This is a genomic window from Stenotrophomonas sp. TWI1183 (genome assembly GCF_039673115.1).
Lineage (GTDB): Bacteria > Pseudomonadota > Gammaproteobacteria > Xanthomonadales > Xanthomonadaceae > Stenotrophomonas > Stenotrophomonas maltophilia_AA.
On sequence record NZ_JBDJKZ010000002.1, the window covers coordinates 22,417 to 44,067 of the forward strand.

Below are 21,651 nucleotides of genomic sequence, written 5' to 3' on the forward strand. Positions count from 1 at the left end.
ACCGGGCGAAGAGGTCTGCCGGCTGCGTCCCCATCCCCGCGGACGCAACCGGCCAAACCGGACCCGATCGGCAGCGGCGCGGCGCGCATCTCCCCAGCGCGCGCCTCGCCCTCTCTACCTGTGAGGTCAACTACTCCCCGCCAGACTCCCCCTTCGCGATGCTTGGCTCAGCGCGTCGTTGTTGGCGGGCCGCCATTGTGCAGGCCGTTTGCGACAAGTCCATTGATCGAGATCAAGTCACTTCATATCTGTGCGCCACTTCTCACTTTTGCGGCGACAGCTTGACGATGCCTGCACGTGGAAGCGTTTTCGCCTGGGCGCGTGCGCAATGCATGGCGGATGCCGGCCTCACGTCGAATGCACCGGCTGATGCTGCCGCGCGGCCATCACCAGCCCGAAGCTGGCCAGCAGCGATACCGCCGACGTGCCGCCATAGCTGATCAAGGGCATGGGCACGCCCACCACCGGCAGCAGCCCGGAGATCATGCCGCCGTTGACCAGCACGTAGACGAAGAACACCAGGCCGGTGGTGCCGACCAGCAGCCGCGAGTATCCACAGCGCGACTGGCTGGCGATCCACAGGCAGCGCGCGGTGACGAACAGGAACAGGCTGAGCACCACCGCCACCCCGACCCAGCCGAACTCCTCGGCCAGCACCGAGAAGGCGAAGTCGGTGGTGTACTCGGGCAGGAAATCCAGCGTGGCCTGGGTGCCCTGCCCCCAGCCTTTGCCGTGCATGCCGCCCGAGCCGATCGCGATCTTGGACTGGATGATGTTCCAGCCGGTGCCCAGCGGATCGTTCTCCGGATACAGGAAGGTCAGCACGCGATCCTTCTGGTACTGCCGCAGCAATCCGAACCACGCCAGCGGCGCCGCCACCGACAAGCCACCCAGCGCCACCGCCATCCACCACCAGCGCAGCCCGGCCAGCAGCAGCGCGAACACGCCACTGGCGGTCACCAGCGTCGCGGTGCCCAGGTTGGGCTGCAGCAGGATCAGCACCGCCGGGCCACCGATCAGCACGGCGGCGGTCAGCACCGCGCGCGGCCGCGGCGGCAAGGGCTGTTTGTGCAGGTACCACGCCATCATCATCGGCAGGCTGAGCTTGAGCAGCTCGGAAGGCTGCAGATAGAACACGCCCAGGTTCAACCAGCGCTGGCCGTACTTGCCGGTGCCGACCACATACACCGCCAGCAGCGGCAGCAGGGAGAGCGTGTAGATCCACGGCGACCACACGCGCAGTTCCACCACCGGCAGCCGCGACAGCCCCCAGAGTGCGGCAAGGCCGGCCCCGTAGCGCATCGCCTGCGCATTTACCGGACCGTCCACGCTGTGAAGCACGGCCAGGCCGGCCACCATCAGCAGGCACAACGCGCCCAGCAGCGGCAGGTCCAGCGTGCGGAAAAAGAAACGGAACACGGCGCGTGCGCGCTGCAGTAGTTCGACCATGCGGACGACTCCTGTGGATGACGCGACGCACAGCAGGAGGCGACACGGCGAACAGAAAGCGGGCCCGACAGGCGGGCCGGCGCGAGCGCAGGACCGTAACACGCGTGGGCACCGCAAACCTTAGCCGACACGTACCGCCGATCACGGCGTACGCATCGCGTGCGCTCAGCCGTAGCCGCCGTGCACCGGGTTGTGGCGACGTACCGCCATCACCAGGCCGAAGCCGGCCAGCAGCGATACCGCCGAGGTACCGCCGTAACTGATCAAGGGCATCGGTACCCCGACCACCGGCAGCAGGCCGGAAATCATGCCGCCGTTGACCAGCACGTAGACGAAGAACGCCAGGCCGGTCGCGCCCGCCAGCAGACGCGAATAGGTATCGCGCGACTGCGAGGCGATCCACAGGCAGCGCCCGATCACCACCAGGTACAGCGCCAGCACGATGGCCACGCCGATCCAGCCGAACTCCTCGCTGAGCACGGAGAAGGCGAAGTCGGTGGTCTGCTCGGGAATGAAGTTCAGGTGCGACTGCGAGCCCTGTCCCCAGCCCTTGCCGTCGAAGCCCCCCGAGCCGATCGCGATCTTGGACTGGATGATGTTCCAGCCCGCGCCGAGCGCATCGCTCTCCGGGTCCATGAACATCATGATGCGGTCCTTCTGGTACGGCCGCAGCAACCAGAACCAGGCCACCGGCGCGGCCGCGGCGACACCGCCGACCGCCACGCCGACCCACCACCACGGCAGGCCGGCCAGCAGCAGCACGAACGCACCGCTGGCGGCGATCAGCACGCCGGTGCCGAAGTCCGGCTGCAGCATCACCAGCCCGGTCGGTACGCCGATGATCACCGCGCTGGTCAGCACCGTGGAGAAGCGCGGCGGCAGCGGCATGCGATGCAGGTACCAGGCCACCATCATCGGCAGGCTGACCTTGAGCAGTTCGGCCGGCTGCAGGTAGAACAGTTTCAGATCCAGCCACTGCCGGCCGTACTTGCCGGTGCCGAGCACGAACACGGCCAGCAGCGGAATCATCGAGACCGCGTAGATCAACGGCGTGGCCGAGCGGATGCGCAGGATCGACACGCGCGAGATCGCCCACATCGCGGCCAGGCCGACCGCGAAGCGCGCACCCTGCGCGAACACCAGCCCGTCGCCGCCGGCGCTCTTGAGCACCGCCAGGCCGATCAGCATCAGCGCGCCCAGGGCCAGGCACAGGACCCAGTCCAGCGAGCTGCTGAAGCGGACGGCCATATCGACCGCCCAGCGCAGGAAGACCTTCATCGTGTCCGCTCCGGTGCGGTCGGCGGCGCGGTGGCACTCGGCACGGGGGCGCCGGGCAGCGGCGCCGGGGCGGGCTCGGGCGCGGCAGGCACACCGACCATGACCGGCAGCAGCTCCAGCGCGGCCACGGCGGCATCGCCCGCTTCGCGTGCCGCACCATCGCCCCCGTCGAACGCCGTGATGCCGATCGCGGTGGTGCCGCGCTCACTGTCCAGCGGTTCCAGGCCATCGGGCATCTTGCCGAGCAGCCAGGCGTCGAAGATCTTGCGGGCGATCGGTGCTGCCGCCGAGCCACCGTAACCACCGCCCTCCACCGCGATCGCCACCGCGATCACCGGGTGGTCGGCCGGTGCGAAGCCCACGAACAGCGCGCGGTGGCGCAGATGCAGCGGCAGGCTGCGCGGGTTGACCGCCGCGGTACCGCGGCGGCTGATCACCTGCGCGGTGCCGGTCTTGCCGGCCATGACATACGGGGCTCCGGCGGCAGCACGCGCACCGCTGCCGCCCGGCTGCATGGTGCCCATCATGCCTTCGCGCACGGCCTGCAGATTGCCCGGCGTCGGGCTGATCGGCTTGCTCTCGCCCGGCGGCGTGGCGGTCCAGTCCGCATCGAAACCGGCGCGCTGCTGCATCACCAGGTGCGGCTGCCGCAGTTGGCCATCGGCGATGCCGGCCACCCCGTGCACCAGCTGCAGCGGCGTGACCTTCCAGTCACCCTGGCCGATGCTGACGTTGACGGTGTCGCCGGGATACCAGCGCTCTTTGCGCGCCTTGAACTTGGCCGCCGGCGACGGCAGGATGCCGCCGATCTCGCCGGTCAGGTCGATGCCGGTCGGCGCACCGAACCCGTAGTAGCCCATGTAGTGGTCGAAGCGGTCGATGCCCAGATCCAGCGCCAGCTTGTAGTAATACGTATTGACCGACTGGGTGATCGACTTGCGCAGATCGGTCCAGCCATGGCCGCCACGGTTGGCATCGCCCCAGCCGCGCGAGGTGCCCGGCAGATAGAACATGCCGGTGGAGAGAATCTTGTCTTCCGGCCTGCGCACGCCGCTGTCCAGGCCGGCCAGCCCGATCAGTGGCTTGATGGTGGAACCGGGCGCGACGCCGCCAAGCACCAGGCGGTTGAACTGCGGCCGCGAGGGGTTGTCGTTGAGCGCTTTGAAGTCGGCGTGCGAGATGCCGTTGACGAACAGGTTGGGGTCGTAGGACGGCAGGCTGACCATCGCCAGCACTTCGCCGGTGCGCGGGTCCATCGCCACCGCCGCGCCCTCGAACTCACCGAAGGCGGCGACCATCGCGCGCTGCAGGTCGGCATCGATCGACAGCCGCAGATCGCTGCCCGACTGCGCCGCGACCCGGCCGATGGTGCGGATCGCCCGGCCCTGTACGTTGGTCTCGACCTGCTCGTAACCGACCTTGCCACGCAGCTGCTGCTCGTAATAGCGCTCCAGCCCGGACTTGCCGATGTGGGTCAGCGCGGCATTGCCCTCGCCCAGCATCTCCAGGTCCTTGTCATCGACCCGGCCGACGTAGCCGATGATGTGCGCGAACAGATCGCCATACGGATAGCGACGGGTCAGGTACGGCTCCAGCTCCACGCCGGGGAAACGCCAGCGGTCCACCGCGAAACGCGCCATCTCCTCATCGGTGACGCGCAGCTTGAGCGTGACCGGCAGGAAACTGCGGCGTGCCTTGCGCGACCGGTTGAAGGTCTCGATGTCTTCCGGGCTGAGGGCGAGGATCTTCGACAGGCCCGCCAGCGTGGCGTCCATGTCCTTGACCTTGTCCGGGGTGATGTCCAGGCGGAACGCCGGCACGTTCTCGGCCAGCAGCCGGCCGTTGCGGTCGTAGATCATCCCGCGCCCCGGCACCACCGGCCGCGGCTTGATCCGGTTGGCCTCCGAGCGCGTGGCGTAGATGTCGTGGTCCATCACCTGCAGCTTGAAGTACCAGCCGCCGAGGCCGAGCAGGCACACCAGCACGCCGAGGAAGCCCAGCGCGGCGCGGCGCCGGAACTGTTCTGCCTCGGCATGCGGATTCTTGGCCTGGCGGCGCATGTACATGTCAGCGCCCGCGTCGCCCGAAGCGCAGGGCGTCCAGCAGCACGAACACCAGCGGCCACAGCGCCATGCCCAGCAGCGGCGCCCACCAGTACGACCACGGCAGGGTCGGCTCGCCGACCACGATGTGCACCACCGCGCTGACGATGCGATCGTTGAACAGCAGGCCGCCGATCGCCAGGATCTGCTGCGACATCGGGAAGAAGCGGATGCGCGCGCGGAAGCGCTGGAGGATGAAGGTCAGGATCACCAGCCGCAGCGCCTGCTCGCCGAGCACGCCGCCATAGAGCAGATCGGCGATCACGCCGCTGGCGAAGGCGATGCCCAGCCCGACCCGGTCCGGTGTTTCGATCACCCAGTAGGCCAGCACCAGCGCCAGCCAGTACGGGCGCAGCGGCTGCAGCAGGGCCGGCAGTGGCAGCAGGCCGAGCAGCAGGGCCACCACCAGGCTGGCCGGCAGCACCCAGGGTTTGTCGCGCAGGCGGCTCATGGCCGGTTCTCCACGGGTTCGGGCTGCCGAGCATGGCTCGGCACTACCGTGGATTCGGCTGCGGCACGCCGCGGAGCGGTCACCGGTACCGGTGCGGCCGGACCGGGCCGGTTGGCCTGTGGTGCATTGGCGGGCGCCGCCGCAGGTGCCGTCGTGGCCGGGGATGAACCCGCCGGGGTGGTACTGGCCGGCGCTGCAGTGCCTGTGGGCGCGCCCTCCTGCAGCGGCGCAGCGGCCGGTCCACCGGCTTCGCTGGCATCACGGCGCAGGTTCGGCGGGATGCGGATCGCCTCGCCCGGGCGCAGCAGCAGCACATCGCGGCCGCGGTCGAGCTGGGCGGCCGGCTTCAGCTCGCCGACCAGGAAGGCATGGGTGTCATCCGGGCGCAGCGCGGTGATGCTGCCGACCGGGAATCCGGCCGGGAAGCGCCCACCGAGACCGGAGGTGACGATCTCGTCGCCCACTTCCACCCCGGCACTGAGCGGAATGTCGCGTAGCTCCAGGGTGTCGCCACGGCCGTAGACGATAAGGCGCACGCCGTTGCGGGCCACGGTGACCGGCACCGCGTGGTCGGGGTCGGTGAGCAGCAGCACGGTCGCGCTGTTGCCGGTGGTGGCGATCACCTGGCCCATCAGGCCACCGGCATCGATCACCGCCTGGCCGACATGCACGCCATCGCGGGTGCCGGCGGCGAGCACCAGACGCTGCCGCACCGGGTCCAGGTCGATATCCAGGATCGGGGCGAGCTGCACGTCCAGGCCACTGCGTTCGGCCACGTTGAGCAGCTCGCGCAGCTGGGCATTGTCCAGCGCCGCGGTCTGCAGGCGGGTCAGCCGCGCATTGGCGATCAGCAGCTGGTTGCGCAGTTCGCGGTTCTCGGTGACGAGCTGGCCGTGGCTGGCCGCGTTGTCCTTGACCTGGGTGCCCAGGCGACCCGGCAGGCCGGCCAGCGCCCACACCGGCTGCACCAGCACGTTGGCCTGCGCGCGCAGGCGCGACAGCCAGCCGGCCTGGTCATCGAGCACGATCAGGGTGATGGCCAACGCCAGGTATGCGAGCAGGCGCAGCGGACTGGCGGCATCGCCCTGGCGGGAGGCTACGGGAGGACCGGCGTAAGGCGGCACAGGCGTCGACTGGGAAAAGTGTGGATGAAGCGCGCGGAACGAGAGCGCAGCGGGAACAGCATGCGACAACGCCCCGGCGGGGTGACGCCCGGTGAGCGGGGCTCACCGGAGGCATCACGCCGCAGAGGCGTGTCTACGATACACGGCCGGTACGGCTCACTCCGGCGCAAAGAACTCGTTGCCGTGCATGTCCACCAGCTCCAGCGCACGACCACCACCGCGGGCCACGCAGGTCAGCGGGTCATCGGCCACCTGCACGTGCAGGCCGGTTTCCTCGGAGATCAGGCGGTCCATGTCGCGCAGCAGGGCGCCACCACCGGTCAGCACGATGCCGCGCTCGGCGACGTCGGCACACAGTTCCGGCGGGGTCTGCTCCAGCGCCAGCTTGACCGCGCTGACGATGCCCGACAGCGGCTCGTGCAGGGCTTCAAGCACCTCGTTGGAGTTGATCTTGATCATCTTCGGCACGCCCTCGGCGAGGTTTCGGCCGGAGATTTCCATCTCGATCACTTCCGCCTGCGGGTAGGCGCAGCCGAGCTCGACCTTGATCCGCTCGGCGGTGGCTTCACCGATCAGCATGCCGTGGTTGCGGCGCACGTAGTTGGTGATCGATTCGTCGAAGCGGTCGCCGCCGATGCGCACGGAGGCCGAGTAGACGATGCCGTTCAGCGAGATCACCGCCACTTCGGTGGTGCCGCCGCCGATGTCGATGACCATCGAGCCACGCGCTTCGGTCACCGGCATGCCGGCGCCGATCGCAGCGGCCATGGGCTCTTCGATCAGGAACACATCGCGGGCACCGGCCTCCTCGGCCGATTCCTTGATCGCGCGGCGCTCGACCTGGGTCGAGCCGGCCGGCACGCAGACCAGCACGCGCGGGCTCGGGCGCAGGAAGCGCGACTTGTGGACCTTCTTGATGAAGTGCTTGAGCATCGCCTCGGTGTAGGTGAAGTCGGCGATGACGCCATCCTTCATCGGGCGGATGGTGGTGATATGCCCCGGGGTACGGCCGAGCATCTGCTTGGCCTCGGCGCCCACGGCAGCCACGGAACGGGTACCACCGATGGCACGGTCCTGGCGCACGGCCACGACCGACGGCTCGTTCAGCACGATCCCCTGCCCACGCACGTAGATGAGGGTGTTGGCCGTGCCCAGGTCGATGGACAGGTCATTGGAGAACATGCCACGCAGTTTCTTGAACATCTGGGAGTTGATCCTGAGGGGTGTCGCGCCCAACGCGGGATGGCGAAAAAATGGGCAGAATTCGAGGTCGACAAGCCTAGCAATCCCCCTGTGCGCGAGCAAGGACAAATCTGGCCGAAAGCCAGCCTTCACGGCCATTCAGGCCAATCCGGACAGCCCGGGTTCTGGCCCAAAGCCGCCTCACCCGTTAACCTTTGCGCCGCAGGGCGCCGCGAGGCGCCGTTTCGTTGCCCGCCAGACGGGCCTCAAACTCCCTTCCGCATAGGCCTTACTCGATGTCCGCTTTGATCTGTGGTTCTCTTGCCTTCGACACCATCATGGTGTTTCCGGACCAGTTCAAGAATCACATCCTGCCGGACAAGGTGCACATCCTGAATGTGTCGTTCCTGGTGCCGCGCATGCGTCGTGAATTCGGCGGTTGCGCAGGCAACATCGCCTACAACCTGTACCTGCTGGGCGGCGAGCCGATCCCGATGGGCACCGTGGGCTCGGACTTCGGCCCGTACCGCGAGTACTTCCAGGGCCTGGGCATCGACCTGAGCCGGGTCAAGGTGATCGACGAGCTGTTCACCCCGCAGGCGTTCATCACCACCGACCACGACAACAACCAGATCACCGCCTTCCACCCGGGCGCGATGATGCGGTCCTACGAGAACCACGTGAAGGACGTGCCGGGCGTGACCCTGGGCCTGGTCGGCCCGGACGGGCGCGAGGGCATGATCCAGAACTCGCAGGAATTCTTCGAAGGCGGCGTGCCGTTCATCTTCGACCCGGGCCAGGCCATGCCGCTGTTCAACGGCCCGGAGCTGCGCACCTTCATCGAACAGGCCGACTACGTCGTGGTCAACGACTACGAGTCCAACCTGCTGCAGGAGCGCACCGGCTGGGATGAAAAGGAGATCGTGAGCCGGGTCAAGGCCTACATCACCACCCGTGGCCCGAAGGGCGCGGTCATCCACACCCCGGAAAAGACCTATGACATTCCGCCGGCGCACGAGCGCCGCGTGGTCGACCCGACCGGCTGTGGCGACGCCTTCCGCGCCGGCCTGATCTACGGCATCGAGAAGGGCTACGACTGGCTGACCATCGGCCGCATGGGCAACCTGATGGGCGCGCTGAAGGTCGAGCACCCGGGCACCCAGAACCAGCGCTTCACGTTTGATGAGTTCAATGAGCAGTTCAAGCAGCAGTTTGGTTACGCGTTGAACGCGTAACCAAACTGCCCGCGCATCCCACCTTATCCCCCCGCCTTCGGCACGCCCCCTTGAACATCAAGGGGGCTCTCCACCAGAGGGTGAAGCGCGAGGCGATGGGGGGGGGGTAGAGCCAGGCCATGCCTGGCTGCTGTTCGGGTCCACCGTCAGCAGAGCATGCGGCAGGCCTTGTCCGGTGCGATCAGGCCGAAACCCGCTTCCCTTCCCACGCCGCCAGCACCTCGCCGCAATCAGCCAGATGCCAGCAGGCCAGGCCCGGCCACGGGTTGTCCGGCGTGTTGACCAGCAGGGTGCGGGTACCGGCGGCGCGGCCGCATTCGAGGTCGAAACGGTGATCGCCGACCATCACCATCCGGGCGGGAGCTGCCTGCCAGCGCTCGGCGAAATACCGCAGCCCGGCCGGTGACGGTTTGGGCTGGGCTTCGTCGCGGCCGATGATGTCGTCGGTGGCGAACACATCCCCCACTCCGATCGCCTGCAATGTCACCTGGGCCAGTTCGCGCGCGTTGCGGGTCAGGATGCCCAGCCGGCAGCCCGCACCGTGCAGCGCGCGTACCAGGGCCACGGCACCGGGAGCGGCCTGCGCGCGCTCTGCCAGCGCGCGTTCGTGTGCCAGCAGCCAGTCATGCTTCTCCGCCGCCACCTCGGCCGGCAGCGCGGCGAGATGGGTGAGGATGTCGTCTTCCTGCGGGATCGCGAGCTCGTGTTTGATGCGCTCGAAATCATGCACCGCCACGGTCAGCGTGCCGTCCATGTCGAACACCCAGTGACGGAGGGCCGGCAGGCCGCTCACTGCCACCACTGCGGCATCTGGCTGGCGTCCACGCCGCCGGTCTCGAACACGGCCGTGCGCGTGCCGCCGGCCTTGACCGGGAATTCGATGCTGATCACCCTGGCCTTGCGCGCCAGGTTCCACAGCGCCTTCTGGTCGGTGATGAACATCGCGATCGCCTCATCGGTATCCGGGCGCCAGGCCGCCATCGCCACCGGCTTGCCGTCGTCGACGGTCACCTTGACCTGGCACTTCGGGCAGCGGAAATCGCCGGCCTGCAGCACGAGGTAGGCGTGGCGCTTCCACTCGGGATGGTCGCGGAAGACCAGCTGCACCGGCTTGGCACCGCTGCCGTCCACATCCACGCGCTCCTTGCTGTAGATCTGCGCGGAGGCCTGGATGCCCTTGGTCCCGACCGGGATCTTGTTGTACTGCCACAGCGCCTGCAGGCGGCGCGTCTCGCGCGCGGCTTCAGCCTTGGCCTTGACCTCGGCGTAGCCCGGTTCGATCCGGGCAGCCACGTCGGTGTCCTTGTACTGATCCAGCAGCGAGCCGCCGTGGATGCGCGCGCGCTCCCAATCCTGCGCGGCGACGGCCATGTCGTACTGCTTGGCCACGCCTTCGGCCTTCTCTTCCTGCTGCGCCTTGGCGGCGGCCGCGGCGGCCTGCTGCGCCTGGCGCTCGGCCTCGGGGTTGCTGCAGGCGGCCAGCGCGAAGGCGCAGGCCGCTACCAGGATCAGTCGCTTCATTGGGTGCTCCGTGTTGGACGATGGCGCGCCAGGCGCCTGCGCCTACTTTATCGCCAAGCGCGTCATGCCGGCACGACGCCGTTCGGCGCCAACGTCACGGCGTGGCCGGCTGCCCTTCCCGCCACCACTGGGTGGACGATGCAGGTGCGCGGATATCCAGGCGTTCGCCCATGTGCGGCGCGGTCAGCGCCACGCCCTGTTCCTGCGCCAGCGTGGTGATGCGTTCGAACGGTTCGGTCCACGGGTGCAGCGCGAGGTCGAAGGTGCCGTTGTGGATCGGCATCATCACCCTGCCGCGCACGTCCAGGTGCGCCTGCAGGCTCTGTTCGGGCTGCATGTGCACGTCCGGCCACTGCGCATCGTAGGCGCCGGTCTCGATCATGGTCAGGTCGAACGGGCCGTAGCGCTCGCCGATGCGGGCAAAGCCATCGAAGTAGCCAGTGTCACCGCTGAAGAAGATCCGGGTATGCCCGGTGTCGATCACCCACGAGGCCCACAACGTGCGGTTGCCGTCGGCCAGGGTGCGCCCGGAAAAATGCTGGGCCGGGGTCGCGACGATCTTCAGGCCTTCCACGCGGGTGTCCTGCCACCAGTCCAGCTGCACCACCTTCGCCGCCGGCACGCCCCACCCGATCAAACGGTCACCCACGCCGAGCGCGGTGACGAAGTGCTGCACCTTCGGCGCGAGCGCGAGGATAGCCGCGTGGTCGAGGTGATCGTAGTGGTCGTGGGAGATGATCACGCCGGTGATGGGCGGCAGTTCGTCGATGCTCAACGGCGGGGCGTGGAAGCGCTTCGGGCCCATGAACGACATCGGCGAGGCGCGCTCGGCGAACACCGGGTCGGTCAGCCAGAAATGGCCGTCCAGCTTCATCAGCATCGTCGAGTGCCCCAGCCGCCACAGGCTGTCATCGGGCGCATCGAGCAGGGCCTGGCGGGTCAGCGCCTGCACCGGGATCGGCGCCAGCGGGCTGGCATCGGCCGGCTTGTCGAACAGGAACTTCCACATCACGCCCAGCGTGCCGACGAAGCCGAGCGCGCTCTTGCCGACGGGATTGTGGAAGCGCCCGTCGCCGAACTGCGGCGACTGGTCATAGGCGGCAGCCGGGCGGGCACCGCAGGTCAACAGGCCAATGGACATGGCGATCAACACCGTCAGAAGGAGGAGGAATCGAGGCAGGCGACGCGTCATCGGGGCTTGCCCTGGAAAGTACACCGGCGAGTGTACTTGCCTTTTCCGAAAAGTAAACTGAACGGTGTAAAATGGCGACATGAGCCCCTCCGACCGCCCCACCCGCCTGACCGACCGCAAGCGCGCGGCCATCCTCGAGGCGGCGGTAGCCGAGTTCCGCACCTTCGGCTTCGCCGGCACCAGCATGGACCGCATCGCGGCCACGGCCGAGGTATCCAAGCGCACCGTCTACAACCACTTCGCCAGCAAGGACGAACTGTTCACCGCGATCCTGTGGCAACTGTTCGAGGCCAGCCAGGCACTGGATGTCGTGCCGTACGATCCGGCACGGCCGCTGCGCGATCAATTGCTGGTATTCGCGGCGCGGAAGATGCGCCTGCTCGACGACCCCGGCTTCATCGATCTGTCCCGGGTGGCGATGGCCGAACTGGTGCACACGCCCGAACGGGCGCGCGCGATGATGGACAAGCTGGCCGAGAAGGAAGAAGGCCTGACCGGCTGGATCCGCGCCGCCCAGGCCGACGGCCGGCTGCGCGCGGAGATGCCGCCCGCCGAGGCCGCGCACCAGTTGCAGGCGATGCTCAAGGCGTTTGCGTTCTGGCCACAGATCACCTTCGGCCAGCCACCGCTGACCCCGGCGCAGCAGCAGCAGGTGATGCACGACTGCGTGGACATGTTCCTGGCGGTGCGCGCGGTGTGAGCGCTGGCGCCGCGGCATGAAAAAACGGCGGGTTTCCCCGCCGTTTTTCGTTCAACCGATACGTCTGGCGATTACGGCTTGGCCGTGCCCGCCTCGGCCTTGTCCAGCATGTCCTGGACCGAGCCGGTGGTGATCGGGTGGTACCCCGGCTTCGCCTTGGCGAAGGCCGCCTTGGCGAAGGCCAGGCCTTCCGGCGTCTTCACCAGTTCGGCGTAGATCGGCAGGATCAGCTTGCGGCGGCCAACGCGCTCGATGAACGCACCGGCGGCCTCGTTCGCTTCGCTGTAGCCGCTGCGGATCGTCAGCGGGTACCAGCGCATCGCGATCTCGCCATTGGCGGTGCCGGTGAAGTGGTACGCCTTGTCCAGCGCAGCCAGCTTCTCGACCGGCAGGGTCTTGCCCAGGCCGTCGATGAAGTGCACCCATTCCTGGGTGCCCCACTCGCCGGTGATCTGCGCATTCGGCAGCGTGTTGCTGCCCTGCCACGCGATGCGTGCGGTATCCACGATGGAGAAGTTGCGCGAGCGGGCCTTGGTCGCGAACGACGGAATGCCCGGCTCGTCCAGCCATGCCTTCAGCTCGGCATCGGTGACGGCGCCGGGCTTCTTGGACAGCAGGTTCTTCTTCAGGTACTCGATGAACTGGTCGGTGTTGGCGCTCTGGAAGGCGTGGTCATCGAACCAGCCGCGCAGGAACGGATCGAAGGTCTCGCGGCCGAAGCGCTGCTCCAGGAACTGCAGGAACCACGAACCCTTGACGTAGGCGACCTGGCTCAGCGCCTCGTCCGGATCACGCTCGCTCAGCGGCGGCAGCGCCAGGGCCTGGTCGGCCTCGCTCATGCCCTTCACTTCGGCGAGCAGATCGTTCTGGTCGATCTCGCGCTCCATCTCGGCCATTTCCTGGCCGTACAGCGCCTCGGTGATGCGGCCCTGTACGTAGGTGGTGAAGCCTTCGTTGAGCCAGATGTCCTTCCAGCTGGCGTTGGTCACCAGGTTGCCCGACCAGCTGTGCGCCAGTTCGTGGGCGACCAGCGAGACCAGCGACTTGTCGCCGACGATCACGGTCGGGGTGGCGAAGGTCAGGCGCGGGTTCTCCATGCCACCGAACGGGAACGACGGCGGCAGCACCAGCATGTCGTAGCGGCCCCAGCGGTACTCACCGTAGAGCTTCTCGGCGGCGCCGATCATCTTCTCGGTGTCTTCGAACTCCTTGGCGGCCTTGCCGACCATGGTCGGTTCGGCCCACACGCCGGAGCGGCCGGAGATCGGCTCGAACACCAGGTCGCCGGCGGCGATGGCCAGCAGGTAGGACGGGATCGGCTGCGGCATCTTGAAGGTGTAATCACCATCACGCGCGGCCTTGGGATCGTTGTCGGCGCTCATCAGCACCATCACGTCCGGGCGCGAGACCACATGCGCGCTGTAGGTGAAGCGCACGCTCGGGGTGTCCTGCAGCGGCACCCAGGAACGGGCGTGGATCGCCTGCGACTGGCTGAACATGAAGGGCAGCTTCTTGCCCTCCGTCATCGACGGCTCCAGCCACTGCAGGCCCGAGGCGGTCGGTGCGGTGTGATACGTGATCACGACCTTGGCCGGCTGGTCCGGGGTCTCGATGCTCAGCTTGCTGCCGAACACCTTGTCGGCCGGTGCCAGCACGAAGGGCAGCGGCGCGGTCTTGCCGTCGGCGGCGATCGACTCGACCTTCTCCACGCTCAGCGCGCGGGTGTCCAGCACCAGCTGCCTGGCGGCCTTGTCCTTCCACTCCAGGGTGTAGGTCGCGGTGCCACCGATCTGCTTGCTGTCGAAATCCAGCTTCAGATCCAGCGCGAGGTCCTTGACGACCACCTTGTCCGGCTCGGCGTACGAGCTCTCATCGTGGCTGCGGCTGTCCGCTTTCATGGCAGTGCCCGCCGGCGCATTGGCAGTGGGATCGACGGTCGGAGCCGCCGGTTCTTTGGAGCAGCCGGACGCCAGGGCGACGGCCAGGGGAATCAACAGGAACGGAGATCGCATGAACGGGACCGATCGGGGTGAAACGACCAGTTTACCCCTGTCCCGGCACTGCGCGCAGGCCGTACGTGGCGGTCTGCGCATTCAGTTCGCTGCGCGAAGCGTCAGAGCTTGTAGCCGGAGTGGATCGAGACGATCCCGCCGGTCAGGTTCTTGTAATGGCACCGCTCGAAACCGGCCTCGGCCATCATCGCCTTGAGCTGCTCCTGCGGCGGATGCTTGCGGATGCTCTCGGCCAGGTACTGGTAGCTGTCGCCATCGCGCGCGAACAGCTGGCCCAGCTTCGGCAGGATCTTGAACGAGTGGAAATCGTAGATCGGTTTGAACCAGTCCGCGGTGACCTCGGAGAATTCCAGCACGCGTGCCTGGCCGCCCACCTTGAGGACGCGGTGCATCTCGCGCAGGCCGGCTTCCTTGTCGGTGACGTTGCGCAGGCCGAAGGCGATCGTGACCAGGTCGAAGCTCGCATCCGGGAACGGCAGTGCTTCGGCGTTGCACTGGACGTAGTTCAGGCCCGCGACCAGGCCGCGGTTGGTCAGCCGGTCGCGGCCCACCGAGAGCATGCCGGCGTTGATGTCGCCCAGCACCACTTCACCTTCGTCCCCGACCCGCTCCTTGATCAGCGCGGCGATGTCACCGGTGCCGCCGGCCAGGTCGAGCACGCGGTCGCCCGGCTTCACCTGCGCGGTGGCTACGTAGTAGCGCTTCCACGCCCGGTGGATGCCCAGGCTCATCAGATCGTTCATCAGGTCGTAGCTGCGCGCGACCGAGGTGAACACTTCGCCCACCAGCTTCTGCTTGTCCTTCGCAGCGACATCGCGGAAGCCGAAATGGGTGGTGCCAGTCTTGTAGGGGGATTCGCTCATGGGACGATTATCGCACCGCCGGCGCCGTTGCGGCAGGCCGCCCACTATGATGAAGGCCTTCACGTCCCTGGATTGCGCATGATCACCACCCCCGACTACGCCGCCCTGCTCGAGACCGCCATCGCCGAAGCCCGCCAGGGCCTGGCCGAAGGCGGCATCCCGATCGGCGCCGCGCTGTACCACAACGATGGCCGCCTGCTCGGCTGCGGCCACAACCGCCGCGTGCAGGAAGGCGACCCGTCCGTGCACGGCGAGACCGATGCGTTCCGCAAGGCGGGCCGCCAACGCCGGTACCAGGACACCATCATGGTCACCACCCTGGCCCCCTGCTGGTACTGCAGCGGGCTGGTCCGCCAGTTCAACATCGGCACCGTGGTGGTCGGCGAATCGGTCACCTTCCAGGGCGGCATCGACTGGCTGCGCGAGAACGGCGTCACCGTGATCGACATGCAGAGCCAGGCCTGCATCGACCTGCTCGGCGGCTTCATCAACGCCCATCCCGAGGTCTGGAACGAAGACATCGGCGAGTAAGTACGCCCGCTCCTGCGCGGATCCGCGCGAAAGAGCTCCGCGCGCTCCCGTTGCGGCGCGCGCGGGCGCTGCAACGTTCTGAATGCTTCAGTGACACGGACGGGGTGCAGGCCCCTGTGCCGCGGGTGTCTGCGCGTGGCACCGTCACGCGCCGTCGACCGTTGCCGGACACTGCGAACACGCGGTGCTAACAACGGCGCTGCATGAACGTCTTAAGGTGGTTGCACAGGGGGCACCATCGTCGAGGAGACGTCATGCATGCCCAAACCCGCCGCACCTCCTCCGTCGAACCTGCGTTGATGGACGCGTGGGAAAGACTGCAGGTGCATTACGCACGCCACCACAACGCCGCGCCTTTCTGGGATGCCTACCAGGCGATCCAGGATGAGTTGACGCGGCGCCATCCCCATCACCGCGTCGCGGTCTGCAACCGGCTGGCCACCCTGGCCGAACGCCTCGGCGTGGTCCACCACGCGCATCTGCTGGGCGAACACCGCAGCCAACACCGCCACACAGGCTCCACATCGCCATGACATCGCTTGCACCGCGCCCTACGCCATCATCCAGATTCCCTTCTTCCCAGACTGAAGTGACCATGTCTTCCGCCCAGATCTCCATCCCTGCCGTCATCGATGTCGACGCCGAAGTCAGCCACTGGCGCCAGCTTCATGCCGACGGCAACCTCGGGACGGGCTCGTTCGGCCATTACGTACCGTGGATCAAATTCGCCTGCGATTCGCTGATCACGCAACCGCGTGCCAGCGATGAGCAGCGCGATGAAATGTTCCAGACCCACTACGCGCTGCAGATCATGCCGCGCCTGTCCGAAGAACAGGCACGCCAGTTCGTCGATCAGTGCTGGGAACATGTCTACCATGCCGGCCGCCAGGACCTGTCCTCGCGCCCGCGGCTGCATGCCCGCGCCTGACCCGCGCCGGCTGCACAGCGCCTGCACGGCGCCCCACCAATGATGCAGGCACCTCGGCTCCCACCTGTCGTGCCTCATGAAACTGCGCAGTCTCTTCAATCTTGTCGCCAAGAAGGCGTCCTATGCGGCGGGAACGCCGTGGACCTTCCTGGCGGCGGTGACGATCGTGGTCATCTGGGCCCTGAGCGGCCCGGTCTTCAAGTTCAATGACACCTGGCAGCTGGTGATCAACACCGGTACCACCATCATCACCTTCCTGATGGTGTTCCTGATCCAGCACAGCCAGAACGCGGACACCGCCGCGATCCAGATCAAGCTCGATGAACTGATCCGCGCCACCAAGGACGCCAACAACGAACTGCTCGATCTCGAGGAGCTCGATGAAGAGCGGCTGGAAGAAATCCGTCGCGAGTACGAACGGATGGCACGCGAAGCCGGCAATGCGCTGGACCGCGCGCGGCGCTGCCACGGCGATGGCCGGGCCGATGATCCGTGACCGGCACGGGTGCGACCGCGTGGCCGCACCCGCGATACCTCAACCGCGCTCGTGCCAACCGCCGCCGAGCACCTTGTACAACGCCACCTGATTGGACTGCTGCGCCAGCTGCGTGCTGACCAGCGACTGGCGTGCGGTGTACGCGGTACGCCGCGCATCCAGCAAGGTCAGGAAGCTGTCGAGGCCGGCGTCATAGCGTGCCTGCGACAACTGCTGCGCCTGCTCCGCCGCGGCCACCAGCGCCTGCTGCGAAGACAGCTGCGCATCCAGGCTCTCGTTCAGTGCCAGCGCATCGGCGGCCTCGCGGAAGCCGGACTGGATCGCCTTTTCGTACTGCGCCAGCGCGATGTCGCGATCGGCGGTGGCCATGCCCAGGTTCGCGCGCAGCTTGCCGCCCTGGAAGATCGGCAGATTGAGCTTCGGAATGAAGCTCCACACCCGCGTGCCGCTGTCGAACAGACCCGACAGCTCCGACGAGGCCGAACCGATGTTGCCGGTCAGGCTGATCGACGGGAAGAACGCCGCGCGCGCCGCGCCGATGTTGGCGTTGGCCGACAGCAGCACGTGCTCGGCGGCCATCACGTCCGGTCGCCGCAGCAGCACGTCGCCCGGCACGCCGGCCGGCAGCGGACGCACGCTGGCCACGTCGGTCACCTCGGCCTGCGGCAGCAGGGACGCATCGATCGGCCCACCGGCCAGCAGCACCAGCGCATTGCGGTCCTGCGCGACCTGCCCGGCGAAGCGCGCCACATCCGTGCGCGCGGTCTCCACCAGCGTACGGGTCTGGCTCAGTTCCAGCGCAGAGGCGCCGCCGAGCTGACGACGCGCCTCGGTCAGGCGCAGCGAGTCCTCATAGGTTGCCAGCGTCGCCTGGGCGATCCGCAGCTGTTCGCTGTCGGCGCCCAGGGTCAGCCATGCGTTGGCCACCTCGGCGACCAGCGACAGCTGCGCACTGCGGCGGTTGGCCGCTTCGGCGAAGTACTGCTGCAGCGCGGCCTGGCTCAGATTGCGCACGCGCCCGAACAGGTCCAGTTCGAACTCGACCACGCCGAGGTTGGCACTGAACTGCTCGGTCACCGGGGCATCGCCGCCACTGCGGGTCATCTGCCCCTGCACGCCGATGGCCGGCACGCGATCGGCGCGCTGGATCCGGTACTGCGCCCGGGCGCGCTCGACATTGAGCACGGCCACGCGCAGGTCGCGGTTGTTGTCCAGCGACTGGGTGATCACCGCCTGCAGGCGCGGATCGACGAAGAAGTCGCGCCAGCCGATGTCGGCAACGTCGGCCGTTGCGGTCTGTGCCCCCGCGGTGGCGGTGGCAGGCCACTGCGAGGGAATCGCCGGGGCGACTTCGGTGCTGCGCGGCTCCAGGGTCGAGCAGCCGGACAGCACCAGGCTCACGGCCAGCGCCAGGCTGGCCATCAAGGGCTTACGCATCGGAACCTCCTGCGTTCTTGCCATATTTCCTGCGATTGAACACGCGCTGCACCACCACGAAGAACAGCGGGATGAAGAACACACCCAGCACCGTGCCGACCAGCATGCCGCCGAGCACGCCGGTACCGATGGCCTGCTGTGCGCCGGAACCGGCACCCGAGGCGATCGCCAGCGGCAGCACGCCCAGGCCGAAGGCCAGCGAGGTCATGATGATCGGGCGCAGACGGTCGCGCACGGCGTGCATCGTCGCCTCGATCAGGCCGGCGCCCTTCTCCAGGTTTTCCTTGGCGAACTCCACGATCAGGATCGCGTTCTTGCTGGTCAGGCCGACCGTGGTCAGCATCGCCACCTGGAAGTAGATGTCGCGCTCCATGCCACGCATGGTGTTGGCCAGCACCGCGCCGAGGATGCCCAGCGGGGCCACCAGCAGCACCGAGGTCGGCACGCTCCAGCTTTCATACAGTGCGGCCAGGCACAGGAACACGATCAGCAGCGACAGCGTGTACAGCAGCGGCGTCTGCGAACCGGCCTGGCGTTCCTGGTAGGACAGCGCGGTCCACTCGATGTCGAAACCGGCCGGCAGCTGCTTGGCGAGTTTCTCCACTTCGTTCATCGCATCGCCCGAGGCCACGCCCGCGGCCGGCTCGCCCTGGATCTCCATCGCGGATACGCCGTTGTAGCGTTCCAGGCGCGGCGAACCGTAGTCCCAGCGCTGGCTGGCGAAGGCCGAGAACGGCACCATCTCACCGGCGGTGTTCTTGACCGACCACAGGTTGAAGTCTTCCGGGTTCATGCGGAACGGCGCATCGGACTGCACATACACGCGCTTGACCCGGCCGCGGTCGATGAAGTCATCGATGTAGCTGCTGCCCCAGGCCGCCGCCAGCGTCGTGTTGACCGCCTCCAGCGACAGGCCCAGCGCGCTCGCCTTGCCGACGTCGATGTCGATGCGCAGCTGCGGCGTGTCTTCCTGACCGTTCGGGCGCACATTGGCCAGCAGCTTGCTCTGCCCGGCCATGCCGAGCAGCTGGTTGCGTGCGTCCAGCAGCGCCTGGTGACCGGCACCGCTGGTGTCCTTCAGGAAGAAGGTGTAGCCCGAGCCGATACCCAGTTCCGGCATCGCCGGCGGCGGGAAGGCGAAGATGAAGGCATCCTTGATCCCGCCCAGCGCGGCCATCGCGCGGCCGGTGATCGGCATCGCGCCCTGGTCCGCATCGCGGTCCTTCCAGTCCTTGAGCTTGACGAAGGCCATGCCCGCGTTCTGGCCCATGCCGGCGAAGCTGAAGCCCTGCACCGAGAAGATCGACTCGATCGCGTCGGCCTCGTTCTCCATGAAGTGCTTTTCGAGCTTGTCGATCGATTCCAGCGTGCGTTCCTGGGTAGCACCGACCGGGGTCTGCACCAGCGCCATCAGGATGCCCTGGTCTTCATTGGGCAGGAACGAGCTGGGCAGGCGCATGAACAGCAGGCCCATCACCAGCGCCAGTGCGGCGAACACGCCCATGAAGCGCCACGGACGGCCGAGGATGCCGCGCACGCCACGCTGGTAGCCCGTGCTGGAACGGTCGAAGCCGCGGTTGAACGCATTGAAGAAGCGGCCCGACCAGCCCTTGTGGGCCACGTGGTGCTCGCCCTTCTTGAGCGGCTTGAGCATGGTCGCGCACAGCGCCGGGGTCAGCACGATCGCGACCAGCACCGACAGCGCCATCGCCGAAACGATCGTGGCCGAGAACTGGCGGTAGATGACGCCGGTGGCACCGCTCATGAAGGCCATCGGCACGAACACCGCCGACAGCACCAGGCCGATGCCGACCAGCGCGCCGGTGATCTGGCTCATGGATTTGCGCGTGGCTTCCAGCGGCGACAGTCCTTCCTCGGACATGATCCGCTCGACGTTCTCCACCACCACGATCGCGTCATCGACCAGCAGGCCGATCGCCAGCACCATCGCGAACATGGTCAGCATGTTCACCGAGAAGCCCAGCGCGGCCAGGATGCCGAACGTGCCCAGCAGCACCACCGGCACCGCGATCGTCGGGATCAGGGTCGCGCGGAAGTTCTGCAGGAACAGGTACATCACCAGGAACACCAGCACGATGGCTTCGATCAGGGTCTTGATGACCCCCTTGATCGAGACCTGCACGAACGGCGTGGTGTCATACGGCACCACCGCCTTCAGGCCGGCCGGGAAGTTCGGGGCCATTTCATCCAGGGTGGCGCGCACGCCGTTGGCGGTGGCCAGCGCGTTGGCGCCGGTGGCCAGGGTGATCGCGATACCCGAGGACGGCTTGCCGTTGTAACGGGTCACGAAGTCGTACGATTCCGCGCCGAGCTCGACCCGGGCCACGTCGGCCAGGCGCAGTTCGGCACCGTCCTGCGCACTGCGCACGATGATGTTGCGGAACTGCTCCGGGGTCTGCAGGCGGTCCTGCGCGTTGATGGTCGCGTTGAGCTGCTGGCCCTTGATCGACGGCGCGCCGCCGAGCTGGCCGATGGCGACCTGCGCATTCTGCGCGGTGATCGCGGCGATCACTTCGGCGGTGGACAGCTTGTAGGTGTGCAGCTTGTTGGGGTCCAGCCAGATGCGCATGGCGTACTTGCCACCGAACACCTGGATGTTGCCCACGCCCGGCACGCGGCTCAGCGGATCGACGATGTTGGAGCCGACGTAATCGGAGATGTCGTTGGCATCCATGCTGCCGTCTTCAGACACGAAGCCGAGCACCTGCAGGAAGCCGCTGCTCGACTTGGCCACGTTGATGCCCTGGCGCTGCACTTCCTGCGGCAGCAGCGGCATCGCCAGCTGCAGCTTGTTCTGCACCTGCACCTGGGCGATGTCCGGGTCGGTGCCGCTCTGGAAGGTCAGCGTGATCGTGGCCTGGCCATTGGAGGAGCTGTTGGAGGAGAAGTAGATCAGGCCATCCAGGCCTTTCATGTTCTGCTCGATGATCTGCGTCACCGAGTCCTCGACCACCTTGGCCGATGCACCCGGATAGTTGGCGCTGATCTCGACGGCCGGCGGTGCCACTTCCGGGTACATCGACACCGGCAGCTTGAGCACCGCCAGGCCACCGGCGAGCATGATGATGATCGCAATCACCCACGCGAAGATGGGGCGATCAATGAAAAAACGTGCCATGGAATTCTCCG

The 21,651-nt window shown here is 67.3% G+C and carries 19 protein-coding genes; 6 read left to right on the top strand and 13 right to left on the bottom strand.

Features of this window, described 5'->3' with window-relative positions:
* Positions 1 to 348: 348 nt before the first annotated feature.
* From rodA (ABE434_RS02500) to ABE434_RS02525, 6 genes are all read right to left on the bottom strand, one after another.
* Positions 349 to 1,449: a rod shape-determining protein RodA gene (gene rodA / locus ABE434_RS02500; protein ID WP_346477711.1), complete on the bottom strand. Its 1,101-nt coding sequence runs from the start codon at positions 1,447 to 1,449 to the stop codon at positions 349 to 351.
* A gap of 165 nt (positions 1,450 to 1,614) precedes the next feature.
* Positions 1,615 to 2,727 (bottom strand): rod shape-determining protein RodA, encoded by a 1,113-nt coding sequence (gene rodA, locus ABE434_RS02505; protein ID WP_019186040.1) that lies wholly within the window; start codon positions 2,725 to 2,727, stop codon positions 1,615 to 1,617.
* Entirely contained in the window at positions 2,724 to 4,793 is a 2,070-nt protein-coding gene (gene mrdA, locus ABE434_RS02510) for a penicillin-binding protein 2 (RefSeq protein ID WP_176988167.1), read from the bottom strand. The genes rodA (ABE434_RS02505) and mrdA overlap by 4 nt, the downstream gene beginning before the upstream one ends.
* Position 4,794: 1 nt before the next feature.
* Positions 4,795 to 5,280: a rod shape-determining protein MreD gene (gene mreD, locus ABE434_RS02515; protein ID WP_346477712.1), complete on the bottom strand. Its 486-nt coding sequence runs from the start codon at positions 5,278 to 5,280 to the stop codon at positions 4,795 to 4,797.
* The gene (mreC, locus tag ABE434_RS02520; protein WP_346477713.1) at positions 5,277 to 6,404 is read right to left on the bottom strand and encodes a rod shape-determining protein MreC; all 1,128 of its coding nucleotides are present in this window, start codon (positions 6,402 to 6,404) and stop codon (positions 5,277 to 5,279) included. The genes mreD and mreC overlap by 4 nt, the downstream gene beginning before the upstream one ends.
* A gap of 156 nt (positions 6,405 to 6,560) precedes the next feature.
* Positions 6,561 to 7,607: a rod shape-determining protein gene (locus tag ABE434_RS02525; RefSeq protein WP_019186044.1), complete on the bottom strand. Its 1,047-nt coding sequence runs from the start codon at positions 7,605 to 7,607 to the stop codon at positions 6,561 to 6,563.
* A gap of 275 nt (positions 7,608 to 7,882) precedes the next feature.
* On the opposite strand from ABE434_RS02525, the gene ABE434_RS02530 reads away from it, so the two are divergent.
* On the top strand, positions 7,883 to 8,821 hold the full coding sequence (locus ABE434_RS02530; RefSeq protein WP_346477714.1) for a carbohydrate kinase family protein: 939 nt from the start codon (positions 7,883 to 7,885) through the stop codon (positions 8,819 to 8,821).
* A 181-nt stretch (positions 8,822 to 9,002) separates the two neighbouring features.
* On the opposite strand, the gene ABE434_RS02535 is transcribed toward ABE434_RS02530, so the two are convergent.
* The 3 genes from ABE434_RS02535 to ABE434_RS02545 form a co-directional block, all read right to left on the bottom strand.
* Positions 9,003 to 9,575, bottom strand: a complete 573-nt coding sequence (locus tag ABE434_RS02535; protein ID WP_346477894.1) for an HAD family hydrolase — start codon at positions 9,573 to 9,575, stop codon at positions 9,003 to 9,005.
* Between the two features lie 35 nt (positions 9,576 to 9,610).
* Positions 9,611 to 10,342, bottom strand: a complete 732-nt coding sequence (locus ABE434_RS02540) for a hypothetical protein (protein WP_346477715.1) — start codon at positions 10,340 to 10,342, stop codon at positions 9,611 to 9,613.
* A 94-nt stretch (positions 10,343 to 10,436) separates the two neighbouring features.
* Entirely contained in the window at positions 10,437 to 11,483 is a 1,047-nt protein-coding gene (locus ABE434_RS02545; RefSeq protein WP_346477716.1) for an MBL fold metallo-hydrolase, read from the bottom strand.
* Positions 11,484 to 11,613: 130 nt separating this feature from the next.
* Here ABE434_RS02545 and ABE434_RS02550 point away from each other — a divergent pair, with 130 nt between their 5' ends.
* Positions 11,614 to 12,234, top strand: a complete 621-nt coding sequence (locus tag ABE434_RS02550) for a TetR/AcrR family transcriptional regulator (protein WP_346477717.1) — start codon at positions 11,614 to 11,616, stop codon at positions 12,232 to 12,234.
* A gap of 71 nt (positions 12,235 to 12,305) precedes the next feature.
* Here ABE434_RS02550 and ABE434_RS02555 read toward each other — a convergent pair whose 3' ends face one another.
* Together ABE434_RS02555 and ubiE are read right to left on the bottom strand one after the other, a co-directional pair.
* A complete protein-coding gene (locus tag ABE434_RS02555; RefSeq protein ID WP_346477718.1) occupies positions 12,306 to 14,246 on the bottom strand; it encodes a M1 family metallopeptidase in 1,941 nt (646 codons plus the stop codon).
* A gap of 101 nt (positions 14,247 to 14,347) precedes the next feature.
* The gene (gene ubiE / locus ABE434_RS02560) at positions 14,348 to 15,109 is read right to left on the bottom strand and encodes a bifunctional demethylmenaquinone methyltransferase/2-methoxy-6-polyprenyl-1,4-benzoquinol methylase UbiE (RefSeq protein WP_019186052.1); all 762 of its coding nucleotides are present in this window, start codon (positions 15,107 to 15,109) and stop codon (positions 14,348 to 14,350) included.
* A 78-nt stretch (positions 15,110 to 15,187) separates the two neighbouring features.
* Here ubiE and ABE434_RS02565 point away from each other — a divergent pair, with 78 nt between their 5' ends.
* The 4 genes from ABE434_RS02565 (at position 15,188) to ABE434_RS02580 (ending at position 17,064) form a co-directional block, all read left to right on the top strand.
* A complete protein-coding gene (locus ABE434_RS02565; RefSeq protein WP_176988159.1) occupies positions 15,188 to 15,640 on the top strand; it encodes a nucleoside deaminase in 453 nt (150 codons plus the stop codon).
* Between the two features lie 254 nt (positions 15,641 to 15,894).
* Entirely contained in the window at positions 15,895 to 16,173 is a 279-nt protein-coding gene (locus ABE434_RS02570; protein WP_346477719.1) for a hypothetical protein, read from the top strand.
* A 62-nt stretch (positions 16,174 to 16,235) separates the two neighbouring features.
* Positions 16,236 to 16,568 carry a hypothetical protein gene (locus tag ABE434_RS02575; RefSeq protein ID WP_346477720.1) on the top strand — a complete coding sequence of 111 codons (333 nt, stop codon included), beginning with the start codon at positions 16,236 to 16,238 and terminating at the stop codon, positions 16,566 to 16,568.
* Between the two features lie 76 nt (positions 16,569 to 16,644).
* Positions 16,645 to 17,064 carry a low affinity iron permease family protein gene (locus ABE434_RS02580; protein WP_346477721.1) on the top strand — a complete coding sequence of 140 codons (420 nt, stop codon included), beginning with the start codon at positions 16,645 to 16,647 and terminating at the stop codon, positions 17,062 to 17,064.
* Between the two features lie 39 nt (positions 17,065 to 17,103).
* Here ABE434_RS02580 and ABE434_RS02585 read toward each other — a convergent pair whose 3' ends face one another.
* Together ABE434_RS02585 and smeE are read right to left on the bottom strand one after the other, a co-directional pair.
* Entirely contained in the window at positions 17,104 to 18,501 is a 1,398-nt protein-coding gene (locus ABE434_RS02585) for an efflux transporter outer membrane subunit (RefSeq protein WP_176988156.1), read from the bottom strand.
* Positions 18,494 to 21,640, bottom strand: a complete 3,147-nt coding sequence (gene smeE / locus ABE434_RS02590; RefSeq protein WP_346477722.1) for a multidrug efflux RND transporter permease subunit SmeE — start codon at positions 21,638 to 21,640, stop codon at positions 18,494 to 18,496. Before smeE ends, ABE434_RS02585 begins: the two co-directional genes overlap by 8 nt.
* Positions 21,641 to 21,651: the final 11 nt, after the last annotated feature.

Bases quoted from the DNA above. Each gene is read 5' to 3' on its own strand.
- rodA (WP_346477711.1), bottom strand. From the start codon at position 1,449: ATGGTCGAACTACTGCAGCGCGCACGCGCCGTGTTCCGTTTCTTTTTC.
- rodA (WP_019186040.1), bottom strand. From the start codon at position 2,727: ATGAAGGTCTTCCTGCGCTGGGCGGTCGATATGGCCGTCCGCTTCAGC.
- mrdA (WP_176988167.1), bottom strand. From the start codon at position 4,793: ATGTACATGCGCCGCCAGGCCAAGAATCCGCATGCCGAGGCAGAACAG.
- mreD (WP_346477712.1), bottom strand. From the start codon at position 5,280: ATGAGCCGCCTGCGCGACAAACCCTGGGTGCTGCCGGCCAGCCTGGTG.
- ABE434_RS02525 (WP_019186044.1), bottom strand. From the start codon at position 7,607: ATGTTCAAGAAACTGCGTGGCATGTTCTCCAATGACCTGTCCATCGAC.
- ABE434_RS02530 (WP_346477714.1), top strand. From the start codon at position 7,883: ATGTCCGCTTTGATCTGTGGTTCTCTTGCCTTCGACACCATCATGGTG.
- ABE434_RS02535 (WP_346477894.1), bottom strand. From the start codon at position 9,575: ATGGACGGCACGCTGACCGTGGCGGTGCATGATTTCGAGCGCATCAAA.
- ABE434_RS02540 (WP_346477715.1), bottom strand. From the start codon at position 10,342: ATGAAGCGACTGATCCTGGTAGCGGCCTGCGCCTTCGCGCTGGCCGCC.
- ABE434_RS02545 (WP_346477716.1), bottom strand. From the start codon at position 11,483: ATGTCCATTGGCCTGTTGACCTGCGGTGCCCGCCCGGCTGCCGCCTAT.
- ABE434_RS02550 (WP_346477717.1), top strand. From the start codon at position 11,614: ATGAGCCCCTCCGACCGCCCCACCCGCCTGACCGACCGCAAGCGCGCG.
- ABE434_RS02555 (WP_346477718.1), bottom strand. From the start codon at position 14,246: ATGCGATCTCCGTTCCTGTTGATTCCCCTGGCCGTCGCCCTGGCGTCC.
- ubiE (WP_019186052.1), bottom strand. From the start codon at position 15,109: ATGAGCGAATCCCCCTACAAGACTGGCACCACCCATTTCGGCTTCCGC.
- ABE434_RS02565 (WP_176988159.1), top strand. From the start codon at position 15,188: ATGATCACCACCCCCGACTACGCCGCCCTGCTCGAGACCGCCATCGCC.
- ABE434_RS02570 (WP_346477719.1), top strand. From the start codon at position 15,895: ATGCATGCCCAAACCCGCCGCACCTCCTCCGTCGAACCTGCGTTGATG.
- ABE434_RS02575 (WP_346477720.1), top strand. From the start codon at position 16,236: ATGTCTTCCGCCCAGATCTCCATCCCTGCCGTCATCGATGTCGACGCC.
- ABE434_RS02580 (WP_346477721.1), top strand. From the start codon at position 16,645: ATGAAACTGCGCAGTCTCTTCAATCTTGTCGCCAAGAAGGCGTCCTAT.
- ABE434_RS02585 (WP_176988156.1), bottom strand. From the start codon at position 18,501: ATGCGTAAGCCCTTGATGGCCAGCCTGGCGCTGGCCGTGAGCCTGGTG.
- smeE (WP_346477722.1), bottom strand. From the start codon at position 21,640: ATGGCACGTTTTTTCATTGATCGCCCCATCTTCGCGTGGGTGATTGCG.